This window comes from Microbacterium suaedae (genome assembly GCF_003254645.1).
GTDB classification, from domain to species: Bacteria; Actinomycetota; Actinomycetes; order Actinomycetales; family Microbacteriaceae; genus Microbacterium; species Microbacterium suaedae.
In genome coordinates, this window is the sequence record NZ_PNFD01000001.1 from 1,382,405 (window position 1) to 1,398,847 (window position 16,443).

At 69.6% G+C, this 16,443-nt stretch carries 18 protein-coding genes and 1 pseudogene; 8 read left to right on the forward strand and 11 right to left on the reverse strand.

From position 1 onward, the window contains the following. Nucleotides 1–25 precede the first annotated feature (25 nt). The 7 genes and pseudogenes from cas7e (at nt 26) to C0012_RS06160 (ending at nt 5,121) form a co-directional block, all read left to right on the forward strand. Complete coding sequence (cas7e, locus tag C0012_RS06140) at nt 26–1,165, forward strand: type I-E CRISPR-associated protein Cas7/Cse4/CasC (protein ID WP_110590205.1); 1,140 nt, start codon at nt 26–28, stop codon at nt 1,163–1,165. Further along, the gene (gene cas5e / locus C0012_RS06145; RefSeq protein ID WP_110590206.1) at nt 1,162–1,935 is read left to right on the forward strand and encodes a type I-E CRISPR-associated protein Cas5/CasD; all 774 of its coding nucleotides are present in this window, start codon (nt 1,162–1,164) and stop codon (nt 1,933–1,935) included. The genes cas7e and cas5e overlap by 4 nt, the downstream gene beginning before the upstream one ends. Continuing rightward, entirely contained in the window at nt 1,936–2,592 is a 657-nt protein-coding gene (gene cas6e / locus C0012_RS06150; RefSeq protein WP_110590207.1) for a type I-E CRISPR-associated protein Cas6/Cse3/CasE, read from the forward strand. It abuts the gene before it with no gap. 10 nt (nt 2,593–2,602) lie between these two features. Then, a pseudogene (locus C0012_RS15670) lies at nt 2,603–2,917 on the forward strand (type I-E CRISPR-associated endonuclease Cas1e); the annotation flags it as partial. Nucleotides 2,918–3,041: 124 nt separating this feature from the next. After that, nucleotides 3,042–3,530, forward strand: coding sequence for a CRISPR-associated endonuclease Cas1 (locus tag C0012_RS15675; protein ID WP_162621937.1), 489 nt, complete (start codon nt 3,042–3,044; stop codon nt 3,528–3,530). After that, on the forward strand, nt 3,530–3,898 hold the full coding sequence (gene cas2e / locus C0012_RS15405) for a type I-E CRISPR-associated endoribonuclease Cas2e (RefSeq protein ID WP_162621938.1): 369 nt from the start codon (nt 3,530–3,532) through the stop codon (nt 3,896–3,898). Before C0012_RS15675 ends, cas2e begins: the two co-directional genes overlap by 1 nt. A 68-nt stretch (nt 3,899–3,966) precedes the next feature. Continuing rightward, complete coding sequence (locus tag C0012_RS06160; RefSeq protein ID WP_110590209.1) at nt 3,967–5,121, forward strand: FAD-dependent oxidoreductase; 1,155 nt, start codon at nt 3,967–3,969, stop codon at nt 5,119–5,121. A gap of 25 nt (nt 5,122–5,146) precedes the next feature. On the opposite strand, the gene C0012_RS06165 is transcribed toward C0012_RS06160, so the two are convergent. The 4 genes from C0012_RS06165 to C0012_RS06180 form a co-directional block, all read right to left on the reverse strand. Then, on the reverse strand, nt 5,147–5,914 hold the full coding sequence (locus C0012_RS06165; RefSeq protein WP_110590210.1) for an IclR family transcriptional regulator domain-containing protein: 768 nt from the start codon (nt 5,912–5,914) through the stop codon (nt 5,147–5,149). 127 nt (nt 5,915–6,041) lie between these two features. Continuing rightward, the gene (locus tag C0012_RS06170) at nt 6,042–7,211 is read right to left on the reverse strand and encodes a thiolase family protein (protein WP_110590211.1); all 1,170 of its coding nucleotides are present in this window, start codon (nt 7,209–7,211) and stop codon (nt 6,042–6,044) included. 1 nt (nt 7,212) lies between these two features. Then, nucleotides 7,213–7,860 (reverse strand): 3-oxoacid CoA-transferase subunit B, encoded by a 648-nt coding sequence (locus C0012_RS06175; RefSeq protein WP_110590212.1) that lies wholly within the window; start codon nt 7,858–7,860, stop codon nt 7,213–7,215. Beyond that, nucleotides 7,857–8,606, reverse strand: a complete 750-nt coding sequence (locus C0012_RS06180) for a 3-oxoacid CoA-transferase subunit A (RefSeq protein ID WP_110590213.1) — start codon at nt 8,604–8,606, stop codon at nt 7,857–7,859. Before C0012_RS06180 ends, C0012_RS06175 begins: the two co-directional genes overlap by 4 nt. Before the next feature lie 191 nt (nt 8,607–8,797). On the opposite strand from C0012_RS06180, the gene C0012_RS06185 reads away from it, so the two are divergent. Beyond that, nucleotides 8,798–9,214 carry a cupin domain-containing protein gene (locus tag C0012_RS06185; protein ID WP_162621939.1) on the forward strand — a complete coding sequence of 139 codons (417 nt, stop codon included), beginning with the start codon at nt 8,798–8,800 and terminating at the stop codon, nt 9,212–9,214. A gap of 16 nt (nt 9,215–9,230) precedes the next feature. On the opposite strand, the gene C0012_RS06190 is transcribed toward C0012_RS06185, so the two are convergent. The 7 genes from C0012_RS06190 to C0012_RS06220 all read right to left on the reverse strand — a co-directional run bounded on the left by C0012_RS06190 (nt 9,231) and on the right by C0012_RS06220 (nt 16,435). After that, a complete protein-coding gene (locus tag C0012_RS06190) occupies nt 9,231–10,136 on the reverse strand; it encodes an SMP-30/gluconolactonase/LRE family protein (RefSeq protein ID WP_198411069.1) in 906 nt (301 codons plus the stop codon). Nucleotides 10,137–10,260: 124 nt separating this feature from the next. Then, nucleotides 10,261–11,211, reverse strand: a complete 951-nt coding sequence (locus tag C0012_RS06195) for a fumarylacetoacetate hydrolase family protein (protein WP_110590216.1) — start codon at nt 11,209–11,211, stop codon at nt 10,261–10,263. Continuing rightward, nucleotides 11,208–12,230 carry an amidohydrolase family protein gene (locus C0012_RS06200; RefSeq protein ID WP_110590217.1) on the reverse strand — a complete coding sequence of 341 codons (1,023 nt, stop codon included), beginning with the start codon at nt 12,228–12,230 and terminating at the stop codon, nt 11,208–11,210. The genes C0012_RS06195 and C0012_RS06200 overlap by 4 nt, the downstream gene beginning before the upstream one ends. Beyond that, nucleotides 12,227–13,360 (reverse strand): FAD-dependent monooxygenase, encoded by a 1,134-nt coding sequence (locus tag C0012_RS06205; RefSeq protein ID WP_110590218.1) that lies wholly within the window; start codon nt 13,358–13,360, stop codon nt 12,227–12,229. Before C0012_RS06205 ends, C0012_RS06200 begins: the two co-directional genes overlap by 4 nt. A 34-nt stretch (nt 13,361–13,394) precedes the next feature. Next, complete coding sequence (locus C0012_RS06210) at nt 13,395–14,381, reverse strand: cyclase family protein (protein WP_110590272.1); 987 nt, start codon at nt 14,379–14,381, stop codon at nt 13,395–13,397. Continuing rightward, nucleotides 14,378–15,346: a fumarylacetoacetate hydrolase family protein gene (locus C0012_RS06215; RefSeq protein ID WP_110590219.1), complete on the reverse strand. Its 969-nt coding sequence runs from the start codon at nt 15,344–15,346 to the stop codon at nt 14,378–14,380. The genes C0012_RS06210 and C0012_RS06215 overlap by 4 nt, the downstream gene beginning before the upstream one ends. Before the next feature lie 72 nt (nt 15,347–15,418). After that, nucleotides 15,419–16,435, reverse strand: a complete 1,017-nt coding sequence (locus C0012_RS06220; RefSeq protein ID WP_110590273.1) for a VOC family protein — start codon at nt 16,433–16,435, stop codon at nt 15,419–15,421. Between the last annotated feature and the right edge of the window lie 8 nt (nt 16,436–16,443).

The following is a 16,443-nucleotide window of genomic DNA, read 5'->3' on the forward strand; positions in this document are numbered from 1 at the left end:
ACCGCTCACGAACAGGAGAACAGACATGACGCGCACCATCCTCGACCTCAGCATCCTCCACACCCTTCCGCCGTCGAACATCAACCGCGACGACACGGGAAGCCCTAAGTCCGCCGTGTACGGCGGCATCCGCCGGGCGCGCGTGTCCAGCCAGGCATGGAAGCGGGCCGCACGCAGCGCCTTCGCGACACACCTGGACTCTTCCTCCCTTGGCGTACGGACCAAGCGCGTCGTCGAGCTCCTTTCGGACGAGATCCGCAAGCAGAGCGACGAAATCGACAAGGAGCGGGCGGAGAAACTGGCGAAGCTCTGCCTCACGAGCGCCGGGATCAAACTGTCGAAACCACGCGGTACGTCTGAGGAGAACCCGCTCCCGGACGAGTCCGGATACCTGCTCTTCCTCAGCGCCCGCCAGATCGAGAACGTTGCAGCGGCCGCCGTGGCGGCACACGCGTCCGACGACCCAAAGGCCTCCATCAAGGCTGCGAAGGTCAAGACGCTGCTGGGCAAGGAGCACTCGATCGATGTCGCGTTGTTCGGCCGCATGGTTGCGGACGCCACTGACCTCAACGTCGATGCCGCGGCGCAGGTCGCCCACGCCATCAGCATCCACCCGGTCGAGACGGAGTTCGACTACTTCACGGCGGTCGATGACCACAAGAATGCCGACGAGGAGGAGGATGCCGGAGCCGGAATGATCGGCACCGTCGAATTCAACTCGTCGACACTGTTCCGCTACGCCACGGTCGACGTCGACGCCCTGCAGCGCAATCTCGGTGACTCCGACGCCGCGCGGCGCGCAGTCGAGGCATTCGTGCAGGCCTTTGTACGCAGCATGCCCACCGGAAAGCAGAACACCTTCGCGAATAACACGCTTCCTGACGCCGTCGTCCTGTCGATCCGCGATACGCAGCCGGTGAACCCCGTCGGAGCGTTCGAGACGGCGATCACGTCTGCCCAGCGGCTCGCAGATGCATCGGAGCGGCTTGCAACGCACACCCGCGAGATCGACGACACCTACGGCACAACCCCGGTCTCGACCTGGGTGGTGCGCACGGCCACTTCGACCGAGCCGCTCGACGCGCTCGGCCCGCGCGTCGGTCTCGAGGACGCGGTCGCCGAGGTCGGCGCGTCGGTTGCAGAGCGGCTCTCGGAGAGCGCATGAGCACTCTGTTGATCGAGCTCGCGGGACCACAGCAAGCATGGGGCTCCCGCAGCCGATTCGCCACGCGCGCGACTGAGTCGGCGCCGACGAAGAGCGGTGTCGTCGGGCTGGTTGCGGCCGCGCTCGGGCTCGAGCGCACGGCGAGTCTCAAACAGTTCAGTGGCCTGCGCTACGGGGTGCGGATCGACCAGCCTGGACGGATCGAACGCGACTTCCAGACGACCCGGTCGCGCGATGGGAAGACCTCGTACCCGCTATCGAATAGATACTTCGTCGCCGACGCAGTCTTTCTGACGGCTTTGGAAGGCGAACGCGAACTTCTCGACGAATACCGCGCCGCGCTGCGGGCCCCGCGCTACCCGCTATTCCTCGGACGCCGTGCGTTCCCGCCTGCGGGCCCGATCGTCACGGATCTCGTCGATGCCCCCCTTGAGACGGCGCTCGCTCAGCACCCGTGGCGCGCGCGCCAACACCACCGACGAAGAGTACGCGGTGACCGTGTGACGCTCGAGGTCGTGCGTGACGCACAGCCCGGAGAGACTGCGGACGCGACGCTCGCGGACGTCCCGGTCAGCTTCGACCCTCGGCGTCGTGCTTTCGCATCTCGAGACGTCGTCCGGACGTCGATCGATGTCGGCCGCCCGGCCCCTCTCAAACCGAGGACACCGGACGCCTCCCACGGCGCGGAGACGCCGAAGGCTGGCGACCGAATCCTCGGCGAAGCCACGGATCATGACCCGGGACTCCTCCTGACCGACGAAGAGGTCTAGATGTACTTCACACGATTCGCCATCAACCTGGCACGGCGCGGCTCCCGACACCTGGTCTCGTCCCCGCACCGGTTGCACGCGGCCATCATGGCCGGATTCCCGAATGCGGAGCCGACTCCCGATGGTCGGGTTCTCTGGCGCCTCGACAACACGGCGCACGGAGCGGCCATTCTCGTGGTGAGCCCGCGGCAGCCCGACTTCACTCACCTCGCCGAACAGGCTGGCTGGCCTTCGCTGGACGACGCGTGGGAGACGCGACGCTACGTGAAGCTGCTCGACACGCTCGAACCCGGCCTGCGCTATCGCTTCCGGCTGACCGCTAACCCGGTACGCCGTGAACGTCGACCCGACGGCGAACGCGGGAAACCATACGGGCATGTGACGGTGTCACAGCAGGAGAAGTGGCTCCTCGATCGCGCGGATACTGCCGGATTCCGCGTCAACACATCCGACGATGACGGGTCCGACCTCGTGGTATCGGACCGCAGGACCTTGAAGTTTCACCGCCGCGAGACACAGGTGACGTTGCGGGTAGCGACGTACGAAGGCGTGCTCACCGTCACGGATGCGGACGCGCTTCGCCGTGCGCTCTGCCACGGAATCGGTCGGGCCAAGGGATACGGCTGCGGTCTCCTGACGCTGGCTCCAGCCCGGTGACGCCATGAACATGGGCGCGCGGCCTCCCGAGCTGCCAGACCTGGTGCGGGCGCAGGACCGGCTCTCGTTCGTCTACCTCGAACGCTGCCACATCCACCGCGACGCAAACGCGATCACCTCGACCGACGATCGCGGCGTCATCCACATCCCCGCCGCCTCGCTCGGGGCACTTCTCCTCGGCCCCGGCACCACGGTCTCGCAGCAGGCGATGGTGCTGATGGCGGAGAGCGGATCCACCGTCGTGTGGGTGGGTGAGGAGGGTGTCCGCTACTACGCGCACGGCCGTTCACTCTCCCACAGCTCGCGGTTCCTCGAGGCCCAGGCGCGCCTCATGGTCAACGAGAAGTCGCGCATGCGCGTCGCGCGTGAGATGTACGCGATGCGCTTCTCGGGCGAGGACGTCTCCAGGCTGACGATGCAGCAGCTGCGCGGACGCGAGGGGGGCGCGAGTGCGCCGCGCGTATCGCGACAACGCAGAGCGCACGGGTGTGAAATGGACGCGGCGCGACTACAACGTGGACGACGTCGAAGGAAGCGACCTTGTCAACCAGGCGCTGTCGGCCGCCAACACGAGCCTGTATGGCGTCGTCCATTCCGTGCTCGTGGCGCTCGGCTGCGCCCCCGGACTGGGATTCGTGCACACCGGGCACACGCGCTCGTTCGTCTACGACGTCGCCGATCTCTACAAGGCGGATCTGACGATCCCGCTCGCGTTCGATCTCGCGGCGCAACAGCCGTTCGACATCGCCGCGGAGGCGCGACGCGCTCTGCGCGACCGCCTGCACGGCGGAGGGTTCCTCGACCGATGCGTGCGCGACGTGCGGCACCTCCTGCTTCCCGACGAAGAGGAGGCCGACCCGTCCGAGAACATCGTCGAGCTGTGGGACGGATCACGCGGATCCGTCTCCGGCGGCTCCAACTATGGCGAGGCCAGCTGATGGTCGTCTTGGTGCTCTCAGCGTGCCCACCCGGGTTGCGCGGCTACCTCACGCGGTGGTTGCTCGAGATCTCCGCAGGCGTGTTCGTCGGCAAGGTCTCGCGAAAGGTACGGAACCTGATGTGGGAGCGCACGGTCGAGATGGTGAAGACAGGTCGGGCCATCATGGTCGTCCAAGCCCGCAACGAGCAGGGCATGGACTTTCGCGTCCACGGACACCATTGGGAGCCCATCGACGTCGACGGCCTCACCCTCATGCTGCGGCCCGCGGATACACGTGGAGGGAAACGTGCCCGCGCCGACGGTTCGTCCTCGTCACCACCAGCGACGGGTTGGAGCAAGGCTGCGCGGCGTCGACGGCAACGATGACCGCGGCGCCCAAACGTCGCCCCCCACTCAACTAAGCTCCCGCACGTGATCGAAACCGAGGAGCACACATGACCGACGATGCCGTCGACTACGTCGTCGTCGGCGCCGGGCTGGCAGGGGCGTCCACGGCGTGGCGCCTGACGCAGCGCGGACACAGCGTCGCCGTCGTCGAGCGGGACGTGCCTGCGGGCGATCGGGGCAGCTCGCACGGGAGCGCGCGCATCTTCCGCTACGCGTATGCGGATCCTTTCTACACGCGCCTCGTGCAGCGCTCCGAGGCGGGCTGGGCCGAGCTCGCCTCCGCGCACGGATCGCCGCTCATCCGCCAGACCGGATGCCTCGACTTCGGCGCGAAGCGCGACCCCGAGATGATCGACGGGCTGCTGGCGGACGAGGGCGTCGAAGCGGATCTGCTCTCCGCCGAGACCGCACGCGATCGCTTCCCCGGGATCCTCGCCGACACGGCGGCCGTGTGGCATCCGGCCGCGGGAGTGCTCGACGCGCAGACGACGGTTGAGGCGATGCTGCGGGCATCAGGATCCGTCGTGCGCACGGACTGGCCGGTGTCGCGCGTCGAGCGCGCGGGAGCCGGATACGCGATCATCGGCCCGGGCGCTGAACGGCTCGTTGCCCGCGGCGTCGTCATCGCGGCAGGCGGTTGGCTTCCCGACCTCCTGGGACGGCTCGATCTCCCCGCGAGCTTCGCCCGCCGGATCCCCCCGCTCACGGTGATGCAGGAGACGGCGTTCCACTTCCCCTATCGCGATCCCGCCGCCGCCGAGGCGTGGCCGAGCTTCATCCATATGCGCGACGAGATCACCGTCTACGGCCTGCCGGGAGGCCGGGACGCCGATGACCGCGGCCAGAAGATCGCCGAGTTCAACGGCGGCGTCCCCCTCGACGACGCGTCGCGGCAGCGCCAGGGGCACGTCGATCCGGCGCATCGCGACCGCATCGTCCGTTACGTGGAGCGGTTCGTCCCCGGCCTCGTGCCCGAGCCGTACGCGGAGACGAGCTGCCTGTTCACGAACACGCCCGACGAGGACTTCGTCATCGACCGCGCCGACGGCATCACGATCGTCTCCGCATGCTCGGGGCACGGCGCGAAGTTCGCTCCACTGCTGGGAGAGCTCGCGGCGGATGTCGCCACGGGCGGCGAAGGCGTCGAGCGCTTCCGGGTGTCGGCGTCCCCGAGTGCCGACACGCCCTCCCGCAAGCAGTAGAGGGCGAAGGGACACTCGGGAAGCTCTACAGCAACGCGAGCTCGCGTTCGATCGCGCGCGTGGCGTCGAGGAGCGCCGGGAGGTGCTCGTCGGTGACCCGATCGAGGCCGACGCGGCTCGATGACGTCGACACGTTGATGGCCGCGACGACCTGGCCACCGCGACCGCGCACGGGGGCCGCGACCGAGCGCACGCCCTCCTCGAGCTCGCCGTCGACGATGGCGTATCCCGCATCGCGGATCCGGTCGAGATGCTCGGCGAGGACCCGCGGATCCGCGACGGTGCGCACCGTGAGTGTCGCGAGAGGCTGCGCGAGCACCGCGTCCCTCTCCGGGGCGGGAAGATGCGCCAGCAGCACCCGGCCCATGCTCGTCGCGTGCGCGGGGAAGCGCGTGCCGATCGTGATGCCGACGCTCATGATGCGCCGGGTGGGCACGCGCGAAACGTACACGATGTCGGATCCGTCGAGAACGGCCGCCGAGACGCTCTCGTCGACGAGATGCGAGAGTCGCTCGAGGTGCGGATGCACGACCTCGGGCAGGCTCAGCGCCGAGAGATAGCTGTATCCGAGCTCGAGAACGCGCGGAGTGAGGGCGAAGTCGCGCCCCGACTCGCGCACATAGCCGAGCGCGACGAGCGTATGGAGGAAGCGCCGCGCCGCGGCCCGCGTGATGTCGGCCCTCTGCGCGACCTCGCTCAGCGTGAGCGACGCGTGCTCGGCGTCGAAGGCCCGGATGACGCTGAGCCCCCGGGCGAGCGACTGCACGAAATCGCGGGAGGTCTCTTCGGCCATCACACCACCCTAGGTCGACACCCCGCCTGCACAACGACGCCAATTCTCACCGGAATTGGCGTGCAGGCGCCAAACCCCGGGGTTCGGTTCAATATTGGCGTCGTTGTGCAGGGGGAGGTGCAGCGTGTCACCGCTCGAGGACGACGGCGAGGCCCTGGCCCACGCCGATGCAGATCGCGGCGACGGCGACGCCTCCGCCGCGTCGGGCGAGCTCGTGCGCGGCGTGGCCGATGATCCGGCCACCCGAGGCACCGAGCGGGTGCCCCATCGCGAGCGCCCCGCCGTGGATGTTCAGCTTCTCGGGGTCGAGCTCCGGCCAGCCGGCGAGGCACGCGAGCGACTGCGACGCGAACGCCTCGTTCAGTTCGACGAGGTCGACATCGGCCCAGGTACGGCCCGCGCGGGCGAGGGCCTTGTTCGCCGCCTCGATCGGGGCGATGGGGAAGTCATCCGGATCCACGCCGTGCGCGCCGCGGCCCGTGACGCGCGCGAGCGGCTCGGCGTCGATCGCACCCTCTGCCCCGAGGAGCACCGCCGACGCGCCGTCGTTGATCGACGACGAGTTGCCGGCCGTGACGGATCCGTCGTCGGCGAAGAGGGCTTTGAGTCCTGCGAGCTTCGCAGTCGTGGATCCGTCGCGGATCCCCTCGTCGCGCGCGAGCTCCGCCCCCTCGACCTGCACGATCTCGCGGTCGTAGACGCCGTCGGCCCAGGCCTGCGCCGAGAGCGTGTGGCTGCGCACGGCGAACTCGTCCTGTGCCTCGCGGGAGATGCCCCACTCGCGGGCGATCTTCTCGGCCGACTCGCCGTTCGAGATCGTCCAGTGCTTCGGCAGCCTCTTGTTGACCATGCGCCAGCCGATCGCCGTGTTCCACAGCGTCTGGTTGCCGACGGCGGGGAACGGCTTGGCCGACTTCTCGACGACGAACGGTGCGCGGCTCATCGATTCGACGCCGCCCGCGAGGATCACGTCGGCATCGCCAGATTCGATGGCACGGGATCCCTGGACCACGGCCTCGACGCTCGACGCGCAGAGGCGGTTGACCGTCGTGCCGGTGACAGAGGTGGGGAAGCCCGCGAGCAGCGCGCCGAAGCGCGCGACGTTGCGATTGTCCTCGCCCGCCTGGTTCGCGTCGCCGAAGATGACGTCGTCGACGCGGACGGGATCCAGACCCGCCCGCTCGACCGTGGCGCGCATGACGGTCGCCGCGAGATCGTCAGGCCGAACCCTCGCGAGGGTGCCTCCGGCTTTGCCGAACGGCGTGCGGACGGCGTCGTAGATGTAGGTGGCGGTCATGTCACTCTCCTCCGAGGTCGAGGCCGGTCAGCTCCGCGAGCTGCGACACGGTGTTGTCGCCGAACGCCTCGCGCACGCGGAACCCGTCGGGCGTGACGTCGAAGACGGCGTGGTCGGTGTAGACGCGGGTGACGCAGCCGACGCCCGTGAGCGGGTACGTGCACGCCTCGACGAGCTTGGGCTCGCCCTTCTTCGTGAGCAGATCGGTCATGACGTAGACGTCCTTCGCACCCATCGCGAGGTCCATCGCGCCGCCGACGGCCGGGATCGCGCCCGGGGCACCCGTCGACCAGTTCGCGAGATCGCCGTTCTGCGCCACCTGGAATGCGCCGAGCACGCACACATCGAGGTGTCCGCCGCGCATCATCGCGAACGAATCGGCGTGGTGGAAGTACGCGGCGCCGGAGACCGCGGTCACGGGCTGCTTGCCCGCGTTGATGAGATCGGGGTCGATCCGCCCCTCCTCGGGCGCCGCCCCCATGCCCAAGAGACCGTTCTCGGTGTGGAGGATGATCTCCTCGTCCTCCGGCAGGTAGTTCGCCACGAGGGTCGGGGCGCCGATGCCGAGGTTCACGATGGATCCCTCGGAGATGTCTGACGCGATGCGCGCCGCGAGATCCTGGCGGCTGATGCGGGTGAGTTCGGTCACTTGTCGTCTCCTCCGGTCTCGGCGAGGGGGCGGCCCTCGATGTCGACGCCCCCGATGAACTCGTCGCCATCCACCCACCGGCGGGACCCGATCGCGACGACGCGGTCGACGAACAGACCGGGCGTGACGACATGCTCGGGGTCAATGGACCCGAGTTCGACCATGCGGTCGACCTGGACGATGCTCGTGGTGGCGGCCGTCGCCATGATGGGGCCGAAGTTGCGGGCGGTCTCGCGGTAGACGAGATTGCCCCAGCGGTCGGCGCGGTAGGCCGAGATGAGCGCGTAGTCGGCCGTGATCGGGTATTCAAGCGCGTACGTGCGCCCGCCGATCTCACGGATCTCCTTGCCTTCGGCGAGCTGCGTGCCGACGCCCGTGGGCGTGAAGAAGCCGCCGATCCCCGCGCCGGCCGCGCGGATCCGCTCGGCGAGATTGCCCTGCGGCACGAGCTCGAGCTCGATCTTCCCGTCTCGGTAGAGGCCGTCGAACACCCACGAGTCGCTCTGGCGCGGGAACGAGCAGATGATCTTGCGCACCTGCCCTGCGGCGAGGAGGGCGGCGAGGCCCGTGTCGCCGTTTCCGGCGTTGTTGTTCACGATCGTCAGGTCCTTCGCGCCCGTGGCGATGAGCGCGTCGATGAGCTCGACGGGCTGCCCCGCGCGCCCGAACCCGCCGATCATGACGGTCGCCCCGTCTTCGATCCCCGCCACGGCATCCTCGACGCTCGCGACTGTCTTGTCGATCATCCGGCCTCCTCGCTGATGTTCGCTCTGCGAACAGACGTTCGCTCTGCGTATGCATGTTAGCGGATCTGATGCGGTTGCGGAAGGGTCGTCGGCAAAGCGTTCGAATGCCGCGGATCGCGCTTCTTGGCCCGATCTGCGGCGTCCGGCGGAGCGTCCGCGGAAGCACCTCTCACCCGCGTAGCGTGGACAGCATGAGTCACTACTCCACCGCTGAACTCGGCCCCGTCGACACCTGGAACGCCCTCGAAGGGCCCCACGGCATGAACGGAAAGCTGTTCCTCGAAGGACCGCTCAGATCAGAGAACGTCGGGATGAGCGTCAACGGACTGGCCCCGGGCGGCAGCTCGCCGTTCTGGCACCTCCACGCCCAGCTCGAAGAGGTCTACGTCTTCCTCGGCGGCGAGGGGAAGATGGCGCTCGGCGACGACGTCATCGAGGTGAAGGCGGGATCGACGGTGCGCGTCGCACCGAAGACCATGATGGCAGTGCACGCGAACGCCGACAGCTCGACCGACCTGCGCTTCGTGTGCGCCCGCGCAGGCGCCGCGAGCCTCCTCGACGTCGGCGACGACTCTGAGATCTCGCACGACCCATTCCCCTGGAGCTGAGTCGGCACCTTCCCGGTCAGCCCGCGAAGTCGGGCACGGGCGCCCCAGCGACGCCGGCTTCCACCTCGTACACGCGTCCCGCGAGAGGCTCTGCCTCGACGTCGATGGTCTCCTGCGATGTCGTGACGAACAGGGTCGTGCCATCGGGCCCGCCGAACGCGCACGAGGTCGGGTTGCTGACGGGCAGCGCGATCCTGTCCTCGAGCGAGCCGTCGGGGCCGTAGCGGTGCACCGCGGATCCGCCCCAGATCGCGACCCACAGGCAGCCGTCGGCGTCGAGAGCGCAGCCGTCGGGAGCGCCGACGTCCGGCGGCACCGCGATGTGGGGACGGGACGCCCCGAACTCGCCCGTGACGGGGTCGAAGTCGTAGGCGCGGATCTCGCCGGTCGGGGTGTCGGTGTGGAGCGCCGTGCGGCCGTCGTCGAGCCACACGAGCCCGTTGGGGATGGACACGTTCTCGAGCGCGACGTGCACGCTGAGGTCGGGGTCGAGGCGGTAGAGGGTTCCGGCTCCGCGCCGCGCGTCGTACGCCATCGATCCCACGTACAGGCGCCCCGACGGGTCGCATGCGCCCTCGTTCATGCGGATCGACGGATCGCCGAATACCGGGATCTCGCGCTCCAGCTTCAGCTCGTCGTCCAGCAGCCGAAATCCGCCCTGCACCGCGACGACGTACCCGCCCGCCCTCCGGGACCGGATGACGGCGGCGACGCCAGAGGCCATGTCGGTGCGCTCGACCGCGTCGCCGCGGAGGGTGATGAGATCGCCCGCGAGCATGTCGACGTAGCGCAGCGCGCCCGCGCGCGGATCCCACCACGCACCCTCACCGTGGAAGACGTGCGGATCGCCGATCCAGCGACCGCCGCCCCGTAACCCTGAGCTGAACATCCCTGCTCCCCCTCCGTCGCGTCCCGCCGTCACGCTCCGACCGAGCGTAACGGAGCACCCGCCGCGCTCGCGGGTGCGGAATGGCCGATCCCCGCGCACGAAGCGACCACACCGCACCCGCGAGGGGTGCGCCCGGCCGCCTCCCGCGGTACGGGGCTCAGCGGCGGCGGGTTCGCAGCCTCGACCGCGCCGGGGGCAGCGGCGGCGCTGGGACAGGAGCCCCGACGGATCCCACCAGCTCGCCGATGCCCTCGACGACCATGCGCACCTCGTCGCCCTCTGCGAGAGGCGGCAGTTCGCTCCCCCGCCCCCACAGCTCCCCGAGGCATCCGCCGTTCCCGACGGTGCCCGATCCGAGCACATCACCCGGCACGATTCGCGACGCCCGCGAGGCGTAGGCCACGAGCTCCGCGAACGGCCAACCCATGTTCGACACGAGGTCCTCGCCGTAGCGCTCTCCGCCCACGAACACCTCGGCGCGCACGGCGAGGAAGCCCTCGTCGTCCTCGAACGGCGCGAGCTCGTCGGCGGTGACGATCCACGGGCCGAGGCTCGTCGCGAAGTCCTTGCCCTTGCAGGGGCCGAGCCGCACCTTCATCTCGCGGGCCTGCAGATCGCGCGCCGACCAGTCGTTCATGATCGTGTATCCGAAGATCGCCGCGTGTCCCTCCTCAACCGTGAGGTTCGTACCCGAGGCCCCGATCACGGCCGCGACCTCGAGCTCGAAGTCGAGGCGCTGCGTCTCGGGCGGCGTGATCGCCTCGCCCGGCCCGGCGATCGTGTGCGGGCTCGTGAAGTAGAACGTCGGCGCCTCGTACCACTCGTCCGCGACGTGGCTCTTCCCTTCGACGCCAGCGCTCACTCCCTCGACGTGCTCCTCGAACGCAACGAAGTCGCGCACCGACGGCGGATCCAGGGGAGCGCGGAGCGCCACGTCATCGAGCGCGGCGACGGGATCCCCGGCTCGCTCGCGCAGCTCGGCGAGCGCGCCGAGGCCCGCCGCGAGCACGTCTGCGACGGTCGCCCCCTCGGGAAACGGCACGACGCCCGCGTCCTCGATGAAGCCCTCCTCCCGACGCCCGTCGCGGATCCAGCGCCCGATCCTCATGCGCGCGCCCCGTCGGCGACCGTGAGCCCCGCGGCGAGCGCGTCCGCGTTGCCGGCGAGCACGGCCTCGATGGCGCCGGTCTCGAGCCCCGCGCCACGGACGAACGCGACGGGATCGTCGAGGCCCATGTCGAACGGGAAGTCGGATCCGAGGACGACGCGGTCGGCACCCGCGATGTCGACGAGGTCGCGCAGCCCGCGCTCGTCGTGCACGACGGTGTCGAACCACATCTTCGAGAGGTAGCTCGAGGGCGGCTCAGCGCAGCCGCGCGCCTCAGGGCGCACCCGCCACGCGCGATCGGAGCGCCCAATCGCCGTCGGCAGATACCCGCCGCCGTGCGCCGCGAGGATCCGCAGCCCGGGGTGCCGGTCGAGCACGCCGGCGAAGATGAGGTGCGAGATCGCGACAGCGTTCTCGGCGGGCTGACCCACCGTATTAGACAGGTAGAACCGGTCGAGGCGCTCGTCGAGCGAACAGCCGAAGGGATGCAGGAACACAACGGCACCGGTCTCAGCGGCGCGCGCCCAGAACGGTTCGAGACGCGGATCCGACAGTTCGACGTCGTCCGCGAACGACGAGATCTCGACGCCGATCAACCCGTGGCCGAGCGCGTCGTCGAGCAGCTCGACGGACCGCGACGGGTGCTGCAGGGGAATCGTGCCGAGCCCACGGAGCCGGTCCGGCGCCTCGGCGATGTGCGCGGCGACGAGTCGGTTCGCCTCGCGCGCCGCCCACGCCCCGAGCTCCTCGTCGGCCCACGGGTAGTAGTGGTTCGGCGACGGGCTCACCCACTGCACCGCGACACCCTGCTCATCCATGCGTGCCACGCGCGCGGAGGCGTCGGTGAGCAACGGGATGCGCTCGCCGACCATCTTCCCCGACGCCTCGAGGCTCGGCTCACCGTTGCGCACGCGCTCGAGCGCGGCCGCGGCGGCGACCCCGGCGGGATCCCGCCGCTCCACCTCCTGCTGCAGGCTCGGCATGAGCAGGTGGGCGTGAACATCGACGGGCCCGATCATGCGGGTTCCGCCATCTTCTGCGCGATACCGAAGATGAGGCCGGGCGCGTCCGCCTCGCGGTTGTGTTCGAGCTGCCACTGTCCCAGCTGCACCGATGCTTCGACGACGGCCGTCGCACGCTCGACGCGGCGGGAGTGGAAGGCATCCCACAGCTCCTGATCGACGGCGCCACGAGCGAGCAGCAGCTCGGCGAGCACGAGTCCGTCTTCCATCGCCTGGGCGGCTCCCTGGGCGATCGTGGGCGGGCAACTGTGCGCAGCGTCGCCGATCACCACGGTGCGCCCGCGGTTCCAGGACCCGTCGATGACGTGCGCGGTGAACCAGGTGTAGTTGATGCGGCTGGTCTCGTCGAGGCTGTCGCGCACCTCGGCCCAGGGGCCCCCGTAGGCGGCCGCGAGACCCTTCATGATCGTCACGGCGTCGGCCGGTGAGACGCCGAAGCGGTCCTGCGCGTCCTCGACGAGGAAGGCGTACATCGAGTCGTCCCCCGTCGGCGTGTAGCCAGCGATGTAGACGGGCCCGCCGTAGTAGAGCTGCGTCTGCGTGACCTCGGCCGGCCGCGGCACGAACGCACGCCAGATGCCCATCCCGGTGTGCTCCGGCTGGGTCTTGATGCCGATGAGCTCGCGCACGGTCGAGTGCAGGCCGTCCGCGCCGACGAGCAGGTCGAATTCGCCGACCGGCGCGCCGCCGACGTCGACGCGCACGCCCGTGTCCGTCTCCTGCACGCCCGTCACCTTGGATCCGAAGTGGATCCGTACGCCGAGCGACACGGCGCGCTCCGCGAGGATCCGCGCCAGATCGGGCCGGTACATGCCCATGCCGGCGGGGAAGTCGGGGCCTCCCGTCTTCACCTCGGGCAGCTCGGCGACGACGGCGGCCTGCGGGCCGGGCGCTCGCAGGGTCAGCCCTTCGAAGGCGTAGCCGAGGGCGGAGGCCTCGTCCCACACACCGAGCGCGGCGAGGGAGCGCAGGGCGTTGCCCTGGAGGGTGATTCCGGATCCGAGCGCGGGCAGCTCCGACTTCAGCTCGTAGACGTCGACCTCGACGCCCGCCTCGGCAAGCGGGATCGCTACGGCCATGCTCGCGGCACCGCATCCCGCGATCGCAACCTTCTTCACAGCAGTCATGAGAGAACCTCCTCGTTCTCGGGCTTCTTCGGATCTACAGGATCGCGAGTGGGTTGAGGGGGGATCCGACGGCGCCCGTGATCGGCAGGGGCGGCGCGACGAGCAGGAACTCCCAGCTGCCTCGCTCGATGCACGCCTCGGCGAGCTCGTCGAGGTTCCACATTTCGCCGATTGTGAGCCCCATGTTGGGGATCACGACCTGGTGCAGCGGTTGGAAGCTCGGCACGTCGAACTCGTTCGGGCGCACCTCGAAGCCCCAGGTGTCGGTGGCGATGGCGGCGATCTCGGTGCGGTGCAGCCAGCCGGCCGTCGTGAGCGACAGGCCGGGCGCCGCGCCGCCCGCGTACTCGTTCCAGCCCTCGCGTCGGGCCCGCGTGTAGCGCCCCGTGCGCACGACGAGGATGTCTCCGCGGCGCACGTCGACGCCCTGGGCCTCGGCGCAGTCATCGAGCTCGGCGGCCGAGATCGCGTAGCCGTCGTCGAGCTCGCCGTCCGCGAGGTGGCGTCCGAGATCGAGCAGCACGCCGCGTCCCGCGATCGCAGACGACGCGTGCTCGATCCCCGTGACGAGGTCGCCGTCACTCGTGACGACGTCGCCCGCGCGGCGGCCGTTCCATGCGACCCCGTGGTCGAAGATGTGTCCCAGACCGTCCCACTGCGTCGAGCACTGCAACGGCATCGCGATCACATCGTCGGCTCCGCCGATGCCGTGCGGGAAGCCCTGGCTGCCCCGCTCGGCATCGGTGCCGGTGTCGGTCATCGTGTGCACGGGGTTCGTGCGGCGACGCCACCCCTTCTGCGGCCCATCGGTGTCGAACGCCTGCGCGAGCGAGACGGTGCGGCCCGTGCGCACGAGCCCGGCCGCTGCAACGCGATCCGCCTCGGAGATGAGATTGAGCGTGCCGAGCCGGTCGTCGTCGCCCCACCGCCCCCAGTTGCGGAACGCCTCGGCGCGAGAGCGGATCTCGCCCTCGGGATCCGCGCGGTCGATATCGGCGGGATTCTCGGATGGCGCCGTCATGATGCCTCCGCGACGCATCGGACGACCTGCGTCCCGAGGCCGGCGATGGATCCCGTCATGACGTCGCCATCACGGAGGAACCTCTTCCAGTGCTGGCCGTTTCCGGCGGGGCTGCCCGTGAGCAGGAGATCCCCCGGCAGAAGCGGCATCGTCTGGCTGGCCGCGGACACGAGGGCGGGAACGTCGAAAAGGAGGTCGGACGTCGACGAGTCCTGCATCGTGTCGCCGTTGAGGTCGAGCCGCACGCGTGCATCCGCCTCGTCGACGAGCTGTCCGGGCACGAGGAACGGCCCCGTCGGCAGGAATCCCGGCGCGTTCTTGGCCCGGTACCAGTCGGTGCCGATCTCCTTCATGTCCTTCCGGAACACGAGGTCGCGCGTCGTGACGTCGTTGACGATCGTGTAGCCCACGACATGGCCGAGCGCCTCGTCGCGCGAGACGCGGAACGCCTCGCGGCCGATGACGACGGCGAGCTCGAGCTCCCAGTCGTGCACCTCGCTGTAGGCCGGCAGCGCGAGGGGCACGTCGTCGCCGACGACGCACGCCGGCAGTCCGATGAAGAAGTAGGGCTCGCCATTCGCGGCGCGGTCGTCCATCATCTGGGCGGCGAAGGCGCGCGCCTCGTCGGGCGTGCGATCGCTACTGTTCGTGAGACCCGCCGCGACGAGCTCGATGACGTGCTGGCGGTAGTTGGCACCGGTCTGCAGCACCTGGCGCGGCTCCACCGGTGCCGTCAGGACGACGTCGTCGAGCGGACGCCACGGCCCATCCGCGTCGACGAGGCCCGCGAGGCGCTCCCACGCGGGATCCCCCTGCGCGAGGAAGGCGTTGAGATCGGCGGCGCCGAGCTCGTCGGGGCCAATCGGACGGATGCGTTCGCCCGCCGCGAGGCCGAGGCGGACGGCGTCGCCGTCGCGGAAGCGCGCGAGGGCGAATCGGTTGTCGAGTGTGTGGTGTGACGTCATCGTCGGGTCCTCATCGAGTCTGGGCGGAACGGGATGGGCCGCGACCGCACAGGGCGGTCGCGGCCGAGCCCGTCAGCCGCGTCCCTCCACGGCATACGGGTTGAGCAGCGCGTCCTTGATGTCGTCGGGCACGCCCTCCTCTGTCGCGCTCGGTCCGTCGGCGGGCGGGAACGACTCCGTCATCGACATCGGCATGGTGCCGTTGCGATAGAAGTTGTTGGATCCCTGGGACGGCTTCCACGTGTTCGGCTCCCAGTCGGGCACGTAGTTGCGGTATCCGCCCGTGTTGAGCTCGATGCGCAGGCTCGACGGCTCGCGGTAGTAGAGGAAGTTCTGCTCGCCGATGCCGTGGATCGACGGGCCGTACTCGATGTCGGTGCCGTTCTCCATGAGCACGTCGGCCGCGATGAGCAGCTCCTCGCGGGTGTCGACCCAGAACGCGAAGTGGTTCACGCGTCCGTCGCGGGTGGATCCGTCGAGGACGACGCCGAGGTCGTGCGACTTCTCATTCGTCGTGAGCACCGAGAACACCGAGATGGGGGCCTCGTCGAGCACCGTGCGGGCCATGTGCCGGAATCCGAGGACCCGGGTGTACCACTCGCAGAACGCGTCGACGTCGCGGGCCGCGATCGTGACGTGGTCGAGCTGTCGCGGGGCGCCGGCGTGCGACGAGCGACGCTGCGGGCGGTCGGGGTAGATCGACGCGAGGTCGGATCCGCTCTGGAAGTGCTCGACGTCCCAGTGCAGCGTCATGGGGTGGCCCTGCGGGCCGACGAAGCGGTAGGCGCGGCCGATCGCGTGCCCGTCGCTCCACTCGCCCTCGACGCCCTCGGCCTCGAGACGCTTCACCGCCTCGTCGAGCGCCTCCGGGCTCGTGGTGCGCCATCCGGCCGTGTGGAGCGCGGGTTCGTCACCCGGCAGCACGACGAGGCTGTAGCGGTAGTAGTCGCCCCAGCAGCGGAGGTAGACGGCGCCGTCGATGCGGTCCGTCACCTGCATGCCGACCTGTTCCTCGTAGAACTTCACGGAGGCCTCGACATCGGGCGTCGTCACCGCGACATAGGACAGGTGCGAAAGCAGTTTGATCATCTTCGATC